Origin of the sequence: Flavobacterium sp. N502540, assembly GCF_025947365.1 — a bacterium.
Taxonomy (GTDB): domain Bacteria; phylum Bacteroidota; class Bacteroidia; order Flavobacteriales; family Flavobacteriaceae; genus Flavobacterium.
The window spans coordinates 3,495,521-3,514,906 of the sequence record NZ_CP110012.1 but is presented as its reverse complement, the minus strand read 5'-3'; the positions used below and the strand labels follow the sequence as shown (position 1 = coordinate 3,514,906).

Genomic DNA, 19,386 nt, shown 5'->3' with positions numbered 1-19,386 from the left:
ATCTTAGGATTCAACATTTCAGAATCTTTGTACCTCTGCTCCTTTGCAACTCAAAAACTCAGACACTAACCATATTATACACAATAATATGATCGTCGTAGTTGATGTAAAGCTGTTTGCGGAAATCCTGTTTTTTTCGTGTGATGATAGATAACTTGCAGGCTTTACCATCATTGTCTTTACACATAAAAGAATAAACAATATCGGTATCGTTTTCTTCCCTCTCAATGTAATCCAAAATACTGAAAAGCTGTATTTCCTGCGAGTAAACCACAATTCTGTGTTTATTGGTATCCAGAATTACCGAAAGGTTAACCAAATCAAGATTAGACCATTCACCCCATTTCCCTTTTTCGTTTTTTTCCAAAACACTAAAACCAGATGTTTTAAACTGGTAAGACTGACTAAAAGTTTGCTGCAAACCAAGTCCAAAAAAAAGTAAAAGTATAAAAGTGCGTGTAGGATTCATATTGTATTTCTTGGGGGTAATTTAGAACTCAAATTTAGCCTTTTCCTGGCGGGCAGCTTCAAAATCGGACATCATTTGTTGAACAATTTGCTCTACCGGCAAAATTTCATGAATTAATCCTGCGATTTGACCTATTTCAAGCTCTCCCTCTTCAAGATCTCCTTCAAACATTCCTTTTTTAGCTCTGGCTCTTCCTAAAAGCTGTACCAAATCATCCTTTGAAGGGCATTTTTCATATAATTCCTGAACATCCTGATAGAATTTGTTCTTGACCAATCGAACGGGCGCCAGCTCTTTTAAAGTCAGTTGTGTATCTCCTTCTTTAACCTTAACGATCGTTTCTTTAAAATTATCATGTGCCGAAGATTCGATCGAAGCTGCAAAACGGCTTCCTACCTGAACGCCATCGGCTCCTAAAACCATCGCAGCAAGCATTCCTCTGCCTGTTGCAATTCCACCTGCAGCAATAAGTGGTATCTGAACTTTCTCTTTCACCATTGGGATTAAAGTCAAGGTTGTCGTTTCGTCGCGTCCATTGTGTCCTCCTGCTTCAAATCCTTCGGCCACGATAGCATCAACACCTGCCTCCTGCGCTTTTAAAGCAAAAACACTGCTGCTCACTACATGTACGACTGTAATTCCTTTTTCTTTTAAAAACGAAGTCCACGTTTTTGGATTTCCGGCGGAAGTAAAAACAATTTTCACTCCTTCTTCCACCACAATATTTATAATTTCTTCGATATTGGGATACAGCATCGGAATGTTAACTCCAAATGGCTCACTAGTCGCTTTTTGGCATTTCTGAATATGTTCACGTAAAACTTCGGGATACATAGAACCTGCTCCAATTAAACCTAAACCTCCCGCATTACTTACTGCTGCTGCTAATTTATAACCGCTGTTCCAGATCATTCCTCCCTGAATAATTGGATATTTGATCTTAAAAAGTTGTGTAATTCTGTTCATTCAAAAATGTAGTTATTGTTTAATTATCTTTCCCGTTTTGTGAAGACCATCGGCATCAAAAGTATAAAAATACAATCCGCTTTTTAGTCCCTCAACAGAAAGAATAGGGTTTTGATTTGTAATTTGTTTTTCAATTAGCTTTTGCCCCAGAACAGAGTACACAGAAACAGAAGCGGTACTGTTCTCAAACAAAAAGGAAATCGCTGTCTTAGTTGGATTTGGAAAAACAGAAAAAACTTCTCCTAAAGACTTGAAGTCTTCCACTCCTAAAGCGGCTCCAAAATTAGGAATTCCGTAACCATAATTATTATTCGGTGTCGTATATCGATCGGAAGACTGCAGAATCATCTGCCTGATTTCTTTATTCGTTTTGGATGGAAAAGCCTGCCACAAACAAGCAATCATTCCCGCCATAATTGGACAAGAAAATGAAGTTCCGTTTATGGTTGTAATATTTCCGCCGGTATCAGATACAACAGCAGCCGTACCTTGTGCCATAACATCCGGTTTAATTCTTCCGTCATAACTTGGTCCTATAGAGCTAAAACCTGATCTTACTTTCGAAGAAGTTACAGCACCTACCGTAATTACTGAAACAGCATCTGCAGGCCCTCCAATATGAGGTTCAGTTGTGGCTCCTTCATTTCCTGCCGAAGCAACCACAATTATTCCTTTATTAAAAGCCATTTCGGCACCACGGGAGATAAAATTAGTCACCCCGTTCATATCGCTATACGTATGCGTGTAGTTTGGATTATCAAATTCAAAATACCCTAAAGAAGTTGTAATAATATCAGCTCCTACACGGTCTGCTTCTTCTGCTGCCTCTACCCAATACGATTCTTCAACCGGATTCTCAGTTGGGTCATATTCGGTGATGTATAAATAATAAGAAGCATCAGGAGCAGTACCTACCAGAGCATTTTCTTTATAACCGCCCATTGTTGAAAGCACCATTGTTCCGTGGCTGTCTCCTGAATAAAAATTGGCATTTCTATTCACATAATCGTACCCTCCTAAAATCTGATTATTATCGATTAATTTCTTAAATGGTAAAGCAGTATTAACTCCCGGAAAACCTGCATCTAAAACAGCAATCACTTTTCCCGAGCCGGTTTTATTCTGTTGGTGCAGCACTTTTCCATTCAGCATTTCTATTTGACCTGCTGAAGTTCCGTAGGCATAATCCGTTTTTGATTTCAGTTTGTCTTTTACCTGACTGATCTTATTCTCCCTTACTTTTTTAGAAGTTGTATTCAGATTTTTATTGGCGAAAAACACTTTATCGACAAATGACAGTGCTGTAAGTGCTTCAATATCGGTTTGAGTTCCTCTAATATGAAGTGCATTTAACCATTTGGATTTTGCCATAATCGTTATTCCCGAACTCGATCTGACCTGATTGATATAGGAGTCCTCTACAGGAGCATCGGTAAGATCTAACGCAATATTTTGATTGGCTCTTCTATCTAAGGCACGCTGTGTCAAAATTGTAAGCGGAGCATTGAGAGATGCCTGTGCATTGGGTTTGTTTTTAAAGTATACCCATGCGTCTTCCTGCGAAAACAGCGCGGAAGAAAAAATCAACAACAAAAAGACAAAATAGTGCTTCATGATTACTTTTTTAAAGGTGAAACCTCCGTAAAAAAGTATAAAGCTAAGAAATTACTCCCGAACCAACTAATTCATTTTCTAAATACCAGGCCACAAACTGACCTTCGGTAATGGCAGACTGAGCTTCCTCAAAGCGAACATACATTCCGTTTTCAAACTGATACAAGGTTGCTTTCTGTAGTGGCTGACGGTAACGAATTCTTGCCATCACTTCCATCTGTTCCCCTTCCTTCAATTTCAAATCTTCGCGAACCCAGTGTACTTCAGAATTACCTACAAACAATGCTTTTTTGAACAATCCCGGATGATTGCTTGTTAAACCGGTATAAATGGTATTCGTAGCAACATCCGTAGCAATTACAAATAACGGATCTGTAGTACCTCCAACATTTAAGCCTTTTCTTTGTCCTTTTGTAAAATAATGTGCTCCCTGATGTTTTCCCATCACTTTACCCATCGTTGGAAGATAATCCAGTTTTTGAGACTCTATTTTCAATTCGTCTTCCAGAGAAATTCCTGTCGGTTTTTCAATCGTATAGATTGGATCGTTTTTATCAATCTGAACGATAAGACCTTCTTTTGGCTGTAGTTTTTGCTGTAAAAATTCGGGTAAACGCACTTTTCCAATAAAACAAAGTCCTTGAGAATCTTTCTTTTCGGCTGTAACTAATTCCATTTCAGCAGCGATTTCACGAACTTCAGGTTTAGTCAATGCTCCAATTGGAAACAATGCTTTGGATAATTGTTCCTGAGACAACTGACACAAAAAGTACGACTGATCTTTGTTTACATCATTTCCGGCAACCAACTGATAAACCGTTTTTCCGTCCACTTCGATTTCGCTTTTTTGGCAATAATGTCCGGTTGCCACATAATCGGCTCCAAGGCTTAGAGCGATTTTCATAAAAACATCAAACTTGATTTCGCGGTTACAAAGCACGTCAGGATTTGGAGTTCTTCCTTTTTCGTATTCGTTGAACATATAATCAACGATTTTTTCTTTGTATTCTTCACTTAAATCAACTGTTTGAAACGGTATACCCAGTTTTTCCGCTACCAATAAAGCATCATTGCTGTCTTCCAACCACGGACATTCATTAGAAATCGTAACAGAATCATCGTGCCAGTTTTTCATAAAAAGGCCAATAACTTCATATCCCTGTTGCTGCAATAAATAGGCCGCAACACTTGAATCTACTCCACCGGAAAGTCCAACAACTACACGTTTCATTCTAAATTGTTTATGTTTTTACAAGGCTGCAAAGATAAGCCCTATTTTTGAAAATCGCAGTAGTTTTTGATTAGTTTATACAATGCCGTTGTAAATAAAACTTATTACTTTCTAACAAATTTATGCGTGATTAATTTGCCTTCTCTCATTTCGCTGAGAAAATAAATACCACTGGATAAATTTTCAACATTTAGTACATCCTCTACATTAGCCTTCACTTCAAATGTTTTAATAGTTTTTCCTAATGCATTAATGAGGTTTAGAATTGCATCATGATCCGATTTAATCGTTATAATTTTATTACTTGGATTCGGATATATCACAAAATTTAAGTTTTTATCAAATGACAAGGTATTCAGGTTATTATTTGGAACAGTTCCGGAAATAGAATAACTTCCGATAGAACCATATGCAGAATAACCGCCATTTTTTGTATCTCCGGCACCAGTCCCTCTAACTTCAATAAAATACTTGCCGGCTGACAGATTTACATCCATTGAAGCATTTAATTTATAAGGATCCTCATCCCAATATTTACCAATTTCAGCACCGCTGGAATCATATAATTTGATTAGCAAATGAAGATTACCACTATCAATTCTTGCAATCGTCTTGGTCTTGATAGAAACATTTCCTCCTGTAGTAGTAAAAGCAAAAAAATCAGCATCACTTTCTTTTTCTATTATGCCTTTTTTTTCATTGATATTACCCTCGTTGTCAAAAGTCAAATTAAATGCTGAAGCTCTATCATTCCCGTAATCATCAACTCTATACCCTACACCATACTCCAAACTGGAAATAGAAGCAACATCATCTTCTGTATTATTTGCACTATCATATTCTCCCTTACTCCATTGCACAACTGATTTATAATACCCCACTCCCATAATGGGAGCCCAGGCAGTTTCATTTATTCCTCTAAAATATTGTTCGCTCGGAGAAATGCGTCCATCATGCAGTAAACCAAAAGTATGTCCTATTTCATGTGACGCAGCTTCTCCACCTTGTTTACCATTATTAAGCTTAAAACACCAGGCTGGAAGATCATAACCAAAGGACCCTAAATATGCTACACCTCCAGTCCCCGGAGCGGCAGTATTGGTAGGGGTTACTACAACACGCAATCTTAACTTAGTAGAGTATCCATTAAATATAGCTTCGTTAGTTGTTATATTCAAATTAAATGGTTTGAAATCCTCTGAAACTACTTCAAAAAAATTCAAGATATCTGCATCACTCATTCCTGACGGAGCTGCATCAATCGCATTACCACTATTCCATTGATTTCCAGGAGACATATAATATCCGTCAAAATCTAATAAAACACAACCGGAAGCACCTGGGAAGCTTTCTAACTTTAACATATCGGGACTAATTAAAGCAGATTTTTTTTTTGCAGTTTTAGCTTCTTTCTGCGATATATTAGTATAATCTACACAGATCAAAGAATTTATATCTACTTTTGACACATAAGCATTTCCCTTATTATCTGAAGAATATTTGTATGCCTCTTTTGTTTTTTTAAGAATAATATGCCCTTCAAGTGATTGCTCCTTTGCTTTGAGGTAAAAAGACGATCCGGAAATATTTTTGATCTCTCCGATCAATAATTCACTTGTAGCATCCGATTCTTTGTAATTTATTTCTCCTTCAAAACTTTTCGAATCCACAATCTGAAGCAAAAAACTCTTCTTTTCACTTCTTCCGGTAGAAACAATAAGCTCCTTTTTTATTTTTTTTATAAAACTACTGCACGTCCCTAAGGAAGTCTGAGAGACCGCCACATTATTAAAAAAAACAGTCAACACTAAGAGTAATAAAAAAATGTAGTTTTTTTTCATGTATTTCTTCTTTTTTATAGTATGAAGCATCCTAATTAGATACTTCTTTGATTAAAAATGCAAATAAGCAAAATCGAAATTTAACCGCGAATATAAATATTTACTGATTAAAAAAAACATCAGTAATGCTTATTTTTCATAGTGAAAACACCAAAAAAACCATTAACATCGAACAATACATTCCTAATTCACTCTATTTAAAAACAATACAAAAACTACTTCAATTCCCTATCCACAACTGTGATCACAAAAACTCAAATTATTCAAAAAAAGTCATTTTAAAAAGCAAGTTTTTTCACTCAAATAACTACTCCGTCTTAGGTTTTGAATCGGCCTGATAACTACTTTTAGGATCACTCATATTTACTTCCTTGGTTAATTTTCCTTTAAAATAAAACTGCCACATCCCCGATTTTTTACCTCTGGTAAATTTACCTTTAGAAGCGACAACTCCATCAGAGTCGTAAAAAACAGCATCGCCATTGTATTCGTTATTTTTAAAGGTACTCTGCTCTAAAAGAATTCCGTTTTGCCCGTACTTCTTATAAACACCCTCTTTCAAACCTTCTTTATAAGTCATTTCCTCAGCAATTTTAGAATCTGCATAAAAAACAGTTCTTACTCCTTCCAATTTTCCGGCTTTGTATTTTTCAAGCGTCATAATTGCTTTTGAAGCTTTGTGATAGTATTTCCAGTCGCCTTCACGCGATTTACCTATTTCTTTTCCTTCGCTTACTTTATTTTTATTCTGATCGTAAAAAATGGTATACGAACTTCCGTCATTTGCTGTAAAATCACGAGTTGCTACAACATCTCCTTTTTTAGTATCATCAAAAAATTTAAACACTCCGGTTTCTTTTCCGTGACTAAAAGTTCCTTCGTAACGAGGACGTTTAGAAACTTCATAAATTCCTTTCCAAACTCCATCTTTTTTCCCGCTGGCATCCGATTTATTAACCTCTTGCCCTACTGCAAAAAGGGTACTTAAGAAAAGTAATCCGACTATTATTTTTTTAGAAATCATATCTTTTAAATTCAATTTTAAACTTTAACGATTCTGGCTTTGATAAAGTATATTTTAGGTATAAAAAAATCCCGAAGAATCGAGATTTTTTATTGGTATTATTTCTTTTTATTCTGAGCTTTTGCAGCTTCTTGTTGTTCCATTACTTCCTGAAGACGTTGTTGAAACTTACTTTGCTTTTTAGGCTCTTTTAATTTATTTTCCTGAATCTGAGCGTGAATCTTATCACTATCAACAATGTAATTTTTAATTACATACATGATTCCGATTGTAATTAAGTTCGAAATAAAGTTATATAAACTCAATCCGGCACCATAACTATTGAAGAAAATTAACATCATTAGTGGCGAAACATAAATCATGATTTTCATCATTTTTGCCATATCCGGCATACCTTCTTGCTGAGGCGCTGCCATTTGCTGATCTCCAGATGTCATTTTCATGTAGAAGAAAATCGCAATTGCTGCCAAAATTGGGAACAAACTGATATGATCTCCATATAACGGAATATGGAATGGCAATTTTACAACCGAGTCAAAAGAAGACAAATCGTCTGCCCAAAGGAAACCTTTTTGTCTTAGCTCAAAAGCTGAAGGGAAGAACTGGAAGGAAGCATACATAAAAGGAAGCTGAATCAATGCCGGAATACATCCTGCCATTGGGTTTACTCCTGCTTTGTTGTACAGTTTCATCGTTTCCTGTTGTTTTTTCATTGGGTCTTTTTTGAATTTTTCTCCCAATTCTGTAATCTCCGGACGTAAAACTTTCATTTTAGCCTGAGACAGGAATGACTTATAGGTAATTGGCGACATAGCCAATTTGATAATAATCGTAAAGATAATAATCGCAATTCCTAATGATAATCCAATTGTCGAGCTTAAGAATCCAAACAACGGAATAAAAATCAATCGGTTAATCCAACCAAAAATCCCCCATCCTAACGGAATGATTTTTTGGAAATTCTTATCGTATGATTTTAGAACTTTATAATCTGCCGGTCCAAAATACCATTGCATTTTATAATCAATTTCACCATTAGAGAATGCTAAAGGAACATTTGTTTTAAACTGTTTCGTAAAAACAGTATCTATCTTTTCATCATTCACTAAATTAGTTGATTCTAACTTTGATGTTGTAAATGGTTTATCCGTTACTAAAATAGATGTGAAGAAATGTTGTTTGTAAGCTATAAAACTAACTTTTTCAACAGTTTCTTCTTCGTGTTTTCCTAAACCTGCATAGTTTATTTTACCATCTTCATGCTCATAATAAATTTCAGCATAACGGTTTTCATACGAAATACTCTTTTCGTTTCTGTACGTTTTCAAATCCCACTGTAAATCTAATGGCTTTCCAGTATTTAAAACTTTGTTTAATCCCTGAGAACGAACATCAAAACCAACTAAGTAATCATTTGGTTTAAGAACATATTTGTATTCTAAGTATTCATTTGCTCCGGCTTTCAAACGCATTGTTAAAATTTGATCTGCGCCATTTTTAGTTAGCGTAGGTTCAAAAAACAAATCTTTAGAGTTTAAAGTTCTGTTATCAGCAGTTTGCAACTGAATGTTCAAATTAGCATTATTGTCTTTAATCAATTCAACTAATTGTCCTGAATTTTTTTCAAACTTTTTGAACTCTTTTAACGTAGCTTCTACTATGTAACCACCTTTGTTGGCAATTTTAAGTTTAATCTTTTCGTTTTCAATAGTTGTAAAACCTTCTTTAGCAGAAGGCAGTGTAGCTGAATAAGCAAAACCTCCTAATGTTTTTTGCAATTGTGCCAACTGCACTGTATCACCCGGAGTTGCAGCTGCAGCAACCGGTAAAACAGCTGTTTTAGTCTTATCCGCTTTCGCTTGTGCTTCTTGCTTGGCAATTAATTCTTTTTTGGCTTTTTCGGCAGCAATCTCTTTATCAGAAGGCTGATTTTGGTACATAATCCAAATCAAAATTCCAAATATCAATACAAAACCAATGATTGAATTAAGATCAATTTTTTTTTCTTCCATTACAGTTTAAAAAGTTATTCGTTAAAAAGGTATTAGTGCTGAATTAGATTCAAACGTTACACTTTTCAGAATATTAATTATTATTTTTTATGCGCATTCACTGCAGCAGCCACAAAATTTACAAAAATCGGATGTGGATTTGCTACTGTACTTTTGTATTCCGGATGGTATTGTACCCCAATGAAAAACGGATGATTTTCAAGTTCTACAATTTCTACCAAACCTGTATCCGGGTTTACCCCTGAAGCTTTCAAACCTGCATTTTGCAGTTCGTCAGCATATTTATTATTGTATTCGTAACGGTGACGGTGACGCTCTGAAATTGTTTTCTGTCCGTAGATTTTATACGCCAGAGTATCAGGCTTAATATCACATTTCCACGCTCCTAAACGCATCGTTCCGCCCTTGTCAGTTACTGTTTTTTGCTCTTCCATCAAATTCACTACAGGATGAGGCGTTTTATCGTTCATCTCAGTAGAGTTCGCCTCTTTGTAACCTAAAATATTTCTTGAATATTCGATTACAGACATTTGCATTCCTAAACAAATTCCAAAAAATGGGATGTTGTTTTCACGTACATAACGAACTGCTTCGATTTTTCCTTCGATACCTCTTTCTCCGAAACCAGGAGCTACTAAAACTCCATCCAGACCTCCTAATTTTTCTACAATATTTTCAGCATTAATATGTTCTGAATGTATCGAAATTACATTTACTTTTGTTTCGTTTGCTGCACCTGCATGAATAAACGCCTCTAAAATAGATTTGTAACAATCCTGCATTTCTACATATTTACCTACCAAACCAATATTTACGGTATGTTTCGGATTTTTCAGTCTTTTCAAAAACGTATTCCAGTTTTTAAGATCCGGAGATGCTTTTTTAGGCAAATCTAATTTTTTCAAAGCCACTACATCTAATCCTTCTTCAAGCATTAAATTTGGAACTTCATATATCGTTGAAGCATCAATAGACTGAATTACTGCTTCTTTTTTCACATTACAAAACAAAGCCAGTTTCTGACGCAATTCCTGAGACAATTCGTGCTCGGTTCTACAAACCAAAATATCTGCTTTGATTCCGCTCTCCATCAATGTTTTAACAGAGTGTTGTGTTGGTTTTGTTTTCAACTCACCGGCGGCAGCCAAATAAGGCACCAATGTCAAATGAATAACAATTCCGTTATTTTCTCCTAACTCCCAAACCAACTGACGAACAGACTCTATATAAGGTAATGATTCGATATCACCAACAGTTCCACCGATTTCAGTAATCACAATATCATAATCGCCGGATTTACCCAACAATTGCATTCTGTCTTTGATTTCGTTGGTAATATGAGGAACTACCTGAACGGTTTTTCCTAAAAACTCTCCTCTTCTTTCTTTTTCGATTACAGAAAGATACACTCTTCCGGTTGTAACGTTATTCGCCTGAGAGGTAGGAACGTTCAAGAAACGCTCGTAATGACCTAAATCTAAATCTGTTTCAGCACCATCATCCGTTACATAACATTCTCCGTGCTCGTATGGATTCAACGTACCCGGATCCACATTGATATAAGGATCAAATTTTTGAATAGTTGTACGGTATCCTCTTCCTTGTAACAATTTTGCTAAAGATGCCGCGATAATTCCTTTTCCTAATGAAGAAGTCACACCGCCTGTAACAAAAATATATTTTGTTTGATTCATTCTGTTGTTGTTTGTATGTAGTTGTGTAAAAAACTTGGCAAAAGTACAAATTTAATTAGACAATTTATACATCCGATAATGAGATAATTTGCAAATTTTTAAACAGATTGATTACTTGATTTTGTAATCGATAATTTTAACTTTTTATTAGAGATTTTTTTGAGAGTTCTTTTATTAATTTTAAAAATCTCTTTTATTTTCCTAAATGCATATTAGAAAGGGCAAATACACAATAATGCCCCATAACAATGATAACATTAATAACACCAAGTATAAAACTTATCCGAGGAATTAAAACCGAACTATTTTTCTTTTTTGCTATATTCATACCTATTCCGCTTAGAACCGTAGCAAAAGCTCCTAGATAAAAAGTTGCCATACCAAAAAATATGGCAACAAATAAGTCTGTATTAAAAGTATAGAAATAAATTATTAATGAAGCTCCTGCTAAAACTGACGCTATCAAAGCTATAATTCCCAGTACAAGACCCGATTTTAACATATTACCATCCTTTTGCATGTTTTTATTTTTATTTGTAAATGTAAAAAATCACCCACAATATTAAATCATACTCAGGAAATAGTTTTCTAAAATTAAAAATCAAAAGATTGAATTGATTACAAGTCCGGATACTTTGAATGATTCACATTCTTTAAAAGGAAAAATGAGAAAGAAATAGGATGGATATATTCAAAATCAGAAGACTAAAGAAGCAGATTTAGGTACAAAAAAATATTATAATTCTAAAACATTGACTTGTACACATTTTTGAATTCAGGCTCGAATTCTGTGGTATCAATTTGTCTTTAGAAACTATAATATTTTCTATTTCAAACTTAGGTAAAAAAATCAAATAAACAAAGATTTTTCTTACTGTTTATTTAATAGGTTTCGGATATTGTTTTTTGATATTTCGGATCAGTTCTTCCAGTCCATTCAACTTTAGTTCATATATAAGTTGCAACTGTTGTCCCAATTCTCCTTTTGGGAATCCTTTATTTTGATACCAAACGACATAATATTCGGGTAAATCAATTAAAAAATAACCTTCGTATTTTCCGAAAGGCATTTTGGTATGAGCTAATTTGATGAGAAGTTTTTTGTCTGATTCCATTTTTTAAAGAAAAAAGAAGCAAGAAGAAAGATTTTCTTTCCTCTTGCTTCTGATTAGTTGCAAAGCTATTATTTTTTTCTTTTAATACAGCTTAAAAAATAGTTTTCTGTCTCAGTTTTCTGTCTTAATTTATAGTCTCAATTTATAGTCTCAAACTTACTGGCACTGAAAACTAAGACTGATAACTAAAAACTTACTCCTTTTTTAATATAACAATACGTTGCCAAGCTAACTATTGATGTAAGACCAGTATTACGGTAAATGATTTCGCCACGAATTCACGAATTATATTTAAATTAATTCGTGAATTCGTGGCGAATATAAAACTTAGTATCTCTGAGTCTTTGAGCCTCTAAAAAAACCTTAGCACCTCAGGACCTTTGCTCCTTTGAACCTTAGTAATGCCATCTCACGAAAGCTTCCATCGCAGCATAGGTCGCCAAACCTAATTGTTGGTACAACGCAGCTGTCTCAGCATTTCTGTCTTCGGCTCTTTGCCAAAATTCTCTGGCATCGGTTCCCTGGAAAACAACACCGTCTTTTTGAGATTGGTGCTTGAAGATTCCGTGACGTTTTGCCAATACCTGATCCGGGCTCATTGGTACCGCCATCTCTACTTCGTCAATTCCCCATTCCTGCCATGCTCCACGGTATAACCACAACCAGCAATCGTCCATAAATGATTTTGGTTTCAGCGCTTTTACAGCTTCAAAAATAGCGTCCAGACATACTTTATGTGTTCCGTGTGGATCTGCTAAATCACCTGCTGCGTAAATTTGATGCGGTTTGATTTTTTCGATCAAATCCATCGTCAACTGAATATCTTCTTTTCCGATTGGTTTTTTCTCAATGGTTCCGGTTTCATAGAATGGTAATTCCATAAAATGAATCTGATCATCGGTTAAACCTACAAAATGGCTGGTTGCTCTCGCCTCTCCTTTTCTGATTAATCCTTTGATGTAACGAACTTCAGGAATATCAATTTCACTGTTCTTTTTATTGGTTAAGAAAGTTGCCGCTTTTTGGTAAATATTGTCTGCTTCTTCACTCTTGATTCCGAATTTTTCATTGTAATCAATTACGAATCTTGCAAAACGCAACGCTTCATCATCGGCTACGGCAATATTCCCAGAGGTTTGATACGCCACGTGTACTTCATGTCCCTGCTCTTGCAAACGCATGAAAGTTCCACCCATACTGATGATATCATCATCGGGATGCGGACTAAAAATCAATACTCTCTTCTTAGCCGGTTCTGCTCTTTCCGGACGGTTGGTGTCTTCCGCATTTGGTTTACCACCCGGCCATCCTGTAATTGTATTCTGAAGTTTGTTGAATATTTTAATGTTAATATCGTATGCAGGACCTGAATCGGCTAATAAATCGCTCATTCCGTTTTCGATATAATCAGCATCGGTAAGCATTAAGATTGGTTTTTTAAGCTGAAGTGCCAATCCTAAAACGGCCTTACGAGTCAGTTTATCCGTCCATACTACTTTTTCTACCAACCAAGGTTTGTTGATTCTGGTAAGTTTTGAAGAAGCTTCTTTGTCTAAAACAAATACCGCATTGTTATGCTCCTGTAAGAATGATGCCGGCACACGATTGGTTACTTCATCTTCTACCGATTTCTTTACAATATTTGATTTTCCTTCTCCCCAAGCCAATAAAATTACCTGCTTGGCTTCCATAATCTTTTTTACTCCAAGTGTTATAGCAGTTCTTGGCGTATTACTTAATCCGAAGAAATCTTTACTTGCCGCAACTCTGGTAATATGATCTAAAGCCACTAAACGTGTTTTAGAGTTTTGTAACGATCCTGATTCGTTGAAACCTATATGTCCGTTACCTCCAATTCCAAGAATCTGCAAATCGATTCCGCCAAGAGCTTCAATTTTTGCTTCATAATCATGGCAATAATCCGCGATTTGTTCTTTGGTCAAAAGTCCGTCCGGAACGTGGTAATTTTCAGGTAAAATATCGACATGATCAAACAGCAATTCTTTCATAAAACGAACGTAACTGTTGATTGAATTTGGTTCCATTGGATAATATTCATCCAGGTTAAAACTAATTACATTTTTAAAGCTCAAGCCTTCTTCTTTGTGTAAACGAACCAGTTCTGCATAAAGCCCTTTTGGAGAAGAACCTGTTGCTAATCCTAAAATACAAGGTTTATTTTCTTTTTGTTTGGATTGAATTAAAGCCGCAATTTCCTGAGCTACTTCTTTTGATGCATCGCCGGAATTTTCAAAAACGACCGTATTGATGTTTTCGAAACGTTTTTCGAACCCTGTTGCTTTGTCGATTTTACTTTTTAACATGATATAGTTTTTTAATTTTACTCGTTACATTCTTACCACTTTCGATATTTATGTCCTTTTACTGCGTAAAAAAGGATCATTAAATAGGATGGCAGCAGCATTAAATAAGCAATCTGATTCCCGCTTTTTGAAACTCCCACGGTACCATTTGCCGTATTTGCTGCATTTATATTTTCAGTGATCATTCCGTAGAACAAAGGAAAAATTGCTCCTCCGATGATCCCCATGATCAAAATTGCACTTCCAATTTTAGTATAACCTCCCAAATCTTCTAATGCCATCGGCCAAATTGCCGGCCAGCAAAGCGCGTTGGCCAAGCCTAATAACGCTACTAAAAGTATCACCACCGGTAAGTTTGGAATCCCGGGTAACTGAATCATTATTTTTGGCGAAATCAATACTATTGCCAACACTAAAATTACTCCCAAAACTCCGGATCCTTTCAAAGCTGTTACTTGTGAAAGGTATTTTGGAATTAATGTGATCCCTAATATATACCCTACAACCATTGCCGACATGGTAAACGAAGTTAGTTTTAAATAAAAATTCCCTTCAGTTCCATATACGCCTAATTGTTTTCCGAATCCTCCAATAGAATCTCCGGCCAGGACTTCGGCTGCTAAATACAGCATCAAAGTGATTACTCCTAAAACCAATTGCGGACGTCTGAAAGCATTTCTAATTTGCTTAAAAATACTCAGATGTGCTACATTTCCTTCTTCATCCAAATCAATTTCCGGAAGTGGAGACAGTTTTACCAAAAGTGCTAAAACCATTATAATCAATCCCATATAAAGATAGGGTCTTTGCAATTGTAATGCAAGTGAATTTAAAGCATTTGTTTTTGAAACGGCGTCTAAAACCGCAATCTTATCTGCTGTAAATCCCTGCATGTTAGACAGTACCAGTGCCGTTAATATCAATGGCGCCACAAAACCTGCCAGTTTATTGGCAATACCCAGCACACTAATTCTGGCTGCGGCACTTTCTCTCGGCCCAATTACTACTACATAGGGATTTGAAGCCGTCTGCAAAATTGCCAGACCGGTTCCCATCACAAACAAAGCAATTAAAAACAGTAAAAAGGTTCGGCTTTCGGCGGCTGGATAAAACATAAATGCTCCGGCTGCAATGATTAATAATCCTAAAGAAATACCATTTTTATACCCTACCTTTTCAATGACCCAGGACGATGGAACTGCCATTACAAAATAGGCAATATAAAAAGCAAAAGTTACAAAATAAGCTTGAGAAGAAGACAACTCGCACGCTAATTCAAAAAAAGGAATTAAAGGTCCGTTTAACCAGGTGACAAATCCCAATATAAAAAACAATGCGGTAAGAATAATCATCGGAATGATTGAACTCCTCTTTTCTATATGTATTGCAGTCTCAATTTTTGACATAATTTTAATGGTTGATTGTTAATAGATTAGTTGTTTGATTCCTCTAAAATAACATCAACACTTTTTGCAAATATATCGCAATTTACCCGCAATTCAGTGCGTATTTTTTGCAATTTTAAAACAAAAGTAGTCTAATAAGTTATACTTATCTGTAAATTAGATATCAATATTTTGTTAATTTTTCCTAAATACTCCAGTCTAAAACCGGATAATATTGCTTCAAATACTCCTTCACATCAGCAATATCTTCTTTAGCAGTCAGATCAGGAACATGCTCTGAAAACGGAATACCTATCGTTGTATTTGGATTTTCTTTTACGGCATTTAACAGCACTGTAGGCAGCTCTTTTTCGTCGCGCTCGGGATGAACGGGACAATTCTTCAAATGGGTATATAAAGTGCTTCCGTTGAATTTAAAAGCATTCATACTTACTCTGATTTTTCCTTCTACATCTTTATAGTCGGCTAAAACATCGGCTGAAGGTTTTTCTAAAATATCCAACAACTGATTGTTCTGATCTAATTTAGCAATGGCAAAACGCGAAATTCTTTCGGAAGGAAATTCCAAAGCTTCACGATCGTAAGCAATAAATGCATTTGGACTGTTGGTCTCTCTAAGTGCCAATAACGCTGCTGCCGAATACAAGTTGTCACTGTTGCAAACTGAATACTGCTGTGTGTTTAATTCCGGAAACTGCTCTACCGCCTGAAACAAAGCATCTGCCGTACCAAAGGGCTTCACTCTGCCTTCGGGAATATATTGTACAGCAAATGAAATAGTAAGCCCGTGAAAATCGTTATCGGTATTCTGACTGCCGTAAAACTCTTTAAAAAGCTCTCCCTGCTCACCAATAATGATGTAGATTTTTTTATATCCTGCTTTTTTAGCGTTCAGCAGAAGATAATCCAGCAAAGGCCTCCCGCTTGCTCCAACTCCAATTAACCCTTTACTTCTTTCATTTGCCTGCGCAATTTCTTCGGCAGATAAATTGTTGGAAATGGCTTCTTTTTTCATGCGCGAGGATGCTCCACCCGCAAGAATAACTAAATTGTTATGCATATTTATATATTTTCATTTTGAATTTCCTTAAATCTATTAGGTCTGGAATTGTTTCATGTTTTCATGTTTGAGGTTTCAGGTTTCATGTTTCATGTTTCATGTTTCAAGTTTCAGGTTTCACGTTTCATGTTTCACGTTTCAGGTTCCCAAAACTCACTGCTCATATTTCACCTCTCACATTTCACAACTTAAATCTCAACATTTTCAATAACCCTTACACCCGGATCAACAGCTACGGCATAGGCTTCCTGAGCTCCTGCTTCGAGAATGGCTTCGATCACCAGATCTTCTTTTTCCGGATTTGCGATAACCACAATACTTCCGCCGCCGCCTGAACCTACAATTTTTGCTCCGTAAGCACCCGCGCGCAAAGCAGCATTAACCATAGCATCAATTCGCGGTACAGTAATTTTTAATAAATCACGTAAAACTTCATGATGCTGGTTCATCAATCCGCCTATTTTTTTAAGATCTAAAACTGGTTTTTCAAACTCTTTCAGAGCTTCTTTGGTATAATGATAGTTTTTTAATGCGGCTTCGAAGAAAGGAACCAATCGATCCGGCAAGCAATTTCGGTATCGATCCAGGTCTTCTATTTTGGAAGCATGCAGATCAAAATCCGGAAAATTTTGCTTTACGATATCAATAGAAATTAAAGCATTTCCTTTTAATTCTCCCAACAAACCGATTGTTTCTTTTGGAACTCCCGAAACTCCTGTTATCAGGCCTTTCAGGCTCGTTCCTATAACTTTATACGAAAAGGGATCTTTGGTATTGATGTACACAATATTCCCCACCCCAATGCTAAAATGATCCATCATTCCACCCGGTTCTCCGTGTTCCAATACTTCAGATTCATAACCCAATTTGGAAATAAACTCAGGTGTAACTTCACGATCAATACCATAGGCATCGATCAAAAAACGAATCCATGCCATTAATAAAGCCGAAGAACTCGAGGTTCCGGAGTTTATTGGAATATCTCCCGTGATAGTAATGTCGTATCCAACGTTTGGTACACAGCCGTACCTGCGCAATACGCGTAAGGAGGAAGCAAAATAATCTCTGGATTCTAATTTGTCGAAAGTGGCGTCAATATCAATGGTACGGGTCTCATTAATATCAATCATATTTAAAACAAAGGTCTGAGTCAGATTTTGTTCGGCAATTAGTTGTATATTCCGATCGATTGCACAGGCGATAACCGGTAATCCTAAATAATCCTGATGATCTCCAAAGAGACAGGTTCTGCCCGGGGCTAATGAGGTAATTTTTTTCACTTGAAAATTTTATAATAAAACACTGTAAAACAATACATTACAATGAAACTTGGTTAAAAATCGGTTTTATTCTTTTGATTTTGATTCTACGAAACTATTGATTATATTTTTATAAAACAAGAAAAAACAAAAAAATGTGCTCGAACACACTATTAAAATGTTCTCGAGCACACTAATTAATTCTTACAGGATTTTTAAATAATCAAATCAAAGTTTCTATATTTGCCAATATGGATAAAAAGTACACCATTAAGGATATAGCAAAAATGGCCGGAGTTTCGAAAGGGACTGTCGACAGGGTTTTGCATAACAGAGGAAAAGTTTCTCCTACAGCACTGGACAAAATAAATGAAGTTTTAAACGTCATTAATTACGAACCGAACTTAATTGCACGAAATTTAAAGAACACCAAAGTTTACAGAATTTGTGTTTTACTGCCTGATCCGGAAATCGACCCGTACTGGCTTCCTTGTATTAATGGAATCCAGGATGCTAAAACCGAATTTAAAGCGTATAGTGTTATTATCGAAACACACTTCTTTAATCCGGAAAGCACCAAATCGTTCTTAAGTGCTCATGATATCATTATCCAAAAATCACCTGATGCTGTTTTAATTGCTCCATTGTTTCACAAAGAAACGGTAGAAATTGTAAAGCAATATGACGATTTAAACATCATTGTAAACACATTCAACAACCAAATTGAAGGTGAATCTATAAAAAGTTTTGTTGGACAGGATTTGCATAAAAGCGGTCGTGTAGCTGCCAGCCTAATGAATCTGATTTTGACAGAAGGACAGATCGCCATCATACACATTGACGAAAGCCTTAAGAATGCGGTACACATGCAGGAAAAAGAAAAAGGCTTTAAAAGTTACTTTGACGAGAAAAAGATTAGCGGTTTTTCACTCACTACTCTAAAACTAAAACATCAGAATGTGGAAACTAAATTTTCTGCGTTTTTAGACGAAAATCCAAATCTGAAAGGTATTTTTATCACGACCTCAAAAGCGTACCAGATTGCCTCTATACTGTCTACTGTAAAGGATAAAAAGATTGCAATTATCGGTTATGATTTAGTGGAAAAAAATGTGAATTTCCTGAATCAGGGATTGGTACATTTTTTAATTCATCAAAATCAAAAAAGACAGGCTTACTTAGGGGTGAGCACTTTAGTTGAACACTTTTTATTCCGAAAAGATATTCCGGAAACGATTTTACTTCCGATAGATATTATTAATGTAGAAAATGCTTCTTTCTACGTTTCTTAAATAACACTGGACTGTCGAAAAATTCCACAGAGTTACACAAAGGTTACACAGAGATACACCAAAAATGTTTTAAAAAACT

At 35.8% G+C, this 19,386-nt stretch carries 15 protein-coding genes; 1 reads left to right on the top strand and 14 read right to left on the bottom strand.

All coding sequences use genetic code 11. The features are described from left to right. Positions 1-58: 58 nt before the first annotated feature. From OLM58_RS14795 to OLM58_RS14730, 14 genes are all read right to left on the bottom strand, one after another. On the bottom strand, positions 59-469 hold the full coding sequence (locus OLM58_RS14795; RefSeq protein WP_017497349.1) for a hypothetical protein: 411 nt from the start codon (positions 467-469) through the stop codon (positions 59-61). 21 nt (positions 470-490) lie between these two features. Continuing rightward, positions 491-1,435 carry an NAD(P)H-dependent flavin oxidoreductase gene (locus tag OLM58_RS14790; RefSeq protein ID WP_264529537.1) on the bottom strand — a complete coding sequence of 315 codons (945 nt, stop codon included), beginning with the start codon at positions 1,433-1,435 and terminating at the stop codon, positions 491-493. A 12-nt stretch (positions 1,436-1,447) separates the two neighbouring features. Then, a complete protein-coding gene (locus OLM58_RS14785; protein ID WP_264529536.1) occupies positions 1,448-3,049 on the bottom strand; it encodes a S8 family serine peptidase in 1,602 nt (533 codons plus the stop codon). A gap of 43 nt (positions 3,050-3,092) precedes the next feature. Further along, a complete protein-coding gene (mnmA, locus tag OLM58_RS14780; protein WP_264529535.1) occupies positions 3,093-4,280 on the bottom strand; it encodes a tRNA 2-thiouridine(34) synthase MnmA in 1,188 nt (395 codons plus the stop codon). A 104-nt stretch (positions 4,281-4,384) separates the two neighbouring features. Continuing rightward, positions 4,385-6,121, bottom strand: a complete 1,737-nt coding sequence (locus OLM58_RS14775) for a T9SS type A sorting domain-containing protein (protein ID WP_264529534.1) — start codon at positions 6,119-6,121, stop codon at positions 4,385-4,387. Between the two features lie 307 nt (positions 6,122-6,428). Then, complete coding sequence (locus tag OLM58_RS14770; RefSeq protein ID WP_264529533.1) at positions 6,429-7,145, bottom strand: toxin-antitoxin system YwqK family antitoxin; 717 nt, start codon at positions 7,143-7,145, stop codon at positions 6,429-6,431. Between the two features lie 98 nt (positions 7,146-7,243). Then, on the bottom strand, positions 7,244-9,157 hold the full coding sequence (gene yidC, locus OLM58_RS14765) for a membrane protein insertase YidC (protein ID WP_264529532.1): 1,914 nt from the start codon (positions 9,155-9,157) through the stop codon (positions 7,244-7,246). Between the two features lie 80 nt (positions 9,158-9,237). Next, a complete protein-coding gene (locus tag OLM58_RS14760; protein WP_264529531.1) occupies positions 9,238-10,851 on the bottom strand; it encodes a CTP synthase in 1,614 nt (537 codons plus the stop codon). 193 nt (positions 10,852-11,044) lie between these two features. Continuing rightward, positions 11,045-11,371: a hypothetical protein gene (locus OLM58_RS14755; RefSeq protein WP_264529530.1), complete on the bottom strand. Its 327-nt coding sequence runs from the start codon at positions 11,369-11,371 to the stop codon at positions 11,045-11,047. A 358-nt stretch (positions 11,372-11,729) separates the two neighbouring features. After that, positions 11,730-11,966: a DUF3820 family protein gene (locus OLM58_RS14750; RefSeq protein WP_070906845.1), complete on the bottom strand. Its 237-nt coding sequence runs from the start codon at positions 11,964-11,966 to the stop codon at positions 11,730-11,732. Between the two features lie 395 nt (positions 11,967-12,361). Next, positions 12,362-14,290 carry a glucosamine-6-phosphate deaminase gene (gene nagB, locus OLM58_RS14745; RefSeq protein ID WP_070906846.1) on the bottom strand — a complete coding sequence of 643 codons (1,929 nt, stop codon included), beginning with the start codon at positions 14,288-14,290 and terminating at the stop codon, positions 12,362-12,364. Positions 14,291-14,322: 32 nt separating this feature from the next. Further along, positions 14,323-15,696, bottom strand: coding sequence for a sugar MFS transporter (locus OLM58_RS14740; RefSeq protein ID WP_264529529.1), 1,374 nt, complete (start codon positions 15,694-15,696; stop codon positions 14,323-14,325). A gap of 184 nt (positions 15,697-15,880) precedes the next feature. Beyond that, positions 15,881-16,756 (bottom strand): sugar phosphate nucleotidyltransferase, encoded by an 876-nt coding sequence (locus tag OLM58_RS14735; RefSeq protein ID WP_017497338.1) that lies wholly within the window; start codon positions 16,754-16,756, stop codon positions 15,881-15,883. Between the two features lie 188 nt (positions 16,757-16,944). Then, complete coding sequence (locus tag OLM58_RS14730; RefSeq protein ID WP_264529528.1) at positions 16,945-18,036, bottom strand: mevalonate kinase; 1,092 nt, start codon at positions 18,034-18,036, stop codon at positions 16,945-16,947. Positions 18,037-18,266: 230 nt separating this feature from the next. On the opposite strand from OLM58_RS14730, the gene OLM58_RS14725 reads away from it, so the two are divergent. After that, positions 18,267-19,307, top strand: a complete 1,041-nt coding sequence (locus OLM58_RS14725) for a LacI family DNA-binding transcriptional regulator (RefSeq protein ID WP_070906851.1) — start codon at positions 18,267-18,269, stop codon at positions 19,305-19,307. Positions 19,308-19,386: the final 79 nt, after the last annotated feature.

Excerpts from the sequence above, each read along its gene's own strand:
- OLM58_RS14795 (WP_017497349.1), bottom strand. The coding sequence starts at position 469 with ATGAATCCTACACGCACTTTTATACTTTTACTTTTTTTTGGACTTGGT.
- OLM58_RS14790 (WP_264529537.1), bottom strand. The coding sequence starts at position 1,435 with ATGAACAGAATTACACAACTTTTTAAGATCAAATATCCAATTATTCAG.
- OLM58_RS14785 (WP_264529536.1), bottom strand. The coding sequence starts at position 3,049 with ATGAAGCACTATTTTGTCTTTTTGTTGTTGATTTTTTCTTCCGCGCTG.
- mnmA (WP_264529535.1), bottom strand. The coding sequence starts at position 4,280 with ATGAAACGTGTAGTTGTTGGACTTTCCGGTGGAGTAGATTCAAGTGTT.
- OLM58_RS14775 (WP_264529534.1), bottom strand. The coding sequence starts at position 6,121 with ATGAAAAAAAACTACATTTTTTTATTACTCTTAGTGTTGACTGTTTTT.
- OLM58_RS14770 (WP_264529533.1), bottom strand. The coding sequence starts at position 7,145 with ATGATTTCTAAAAAAATAATAGTCGGATTACTTTTCTTAAGTACCCTT.
- yidC (WP_264529532.1), bottom strand. The coding sequence starts at position 9,157 with ATGGAAGAAAAAAAAATTGATCTTAATTCAATCATTGGTTTTGTATTG.
- OLM58_RS14760 (WP_264529531.1), bottom strand. The coding sequence starts at position 10,851 with ATGAATCAAACAAAATATATTTTTGTTACAGGCGGTGTGACTTCTTCA.
- OLM58_RS14755 (WP_264529530.1), bottom strand. The coding sequence starts at position 11,371 with ATGCAAAAGGATGGTAATATGTTAAAATCGGGTCTTGTACTGGGAATT.
- OLM58_RS14750 (WP_070906845.1), bottom strand. The coding sequence starts at position 11,966 with ATGGAATCAGACAAAAAACTTCTCATCAAATTAGCTCATACCAAAATG.
- nagB (WP_070906846.1), bottom strand. The coding sequence starts at position 14,290 with ATGTTAAAAAGTAAAATCGACAAAGCAACAGGGTTCGAAAAACGTTTC.
- OLM58_RS14740 (WP_264529529.1), bottom strand. The coding sequence starts at position 15,696 with ATGTCAAAAATTGAGACTGCAATACATATAGAAAAGAGGAGTTCAATC.
- OLM58_RS14735 (WP_017497338.1), bottom strand. The coding sequence starts at position 16,756 with ATGCATAACAATTTAGTTATTCTTGCGGGTGGAGCATCCTCGCGCATG.
- OLM58_RS14725 (WP_070906851.1), top strand. The coding sequence starts at position 18,267 with ATGGATAAAAAGTACACCATTAAGGATATAGCAAAAATGGCCGGAGTT.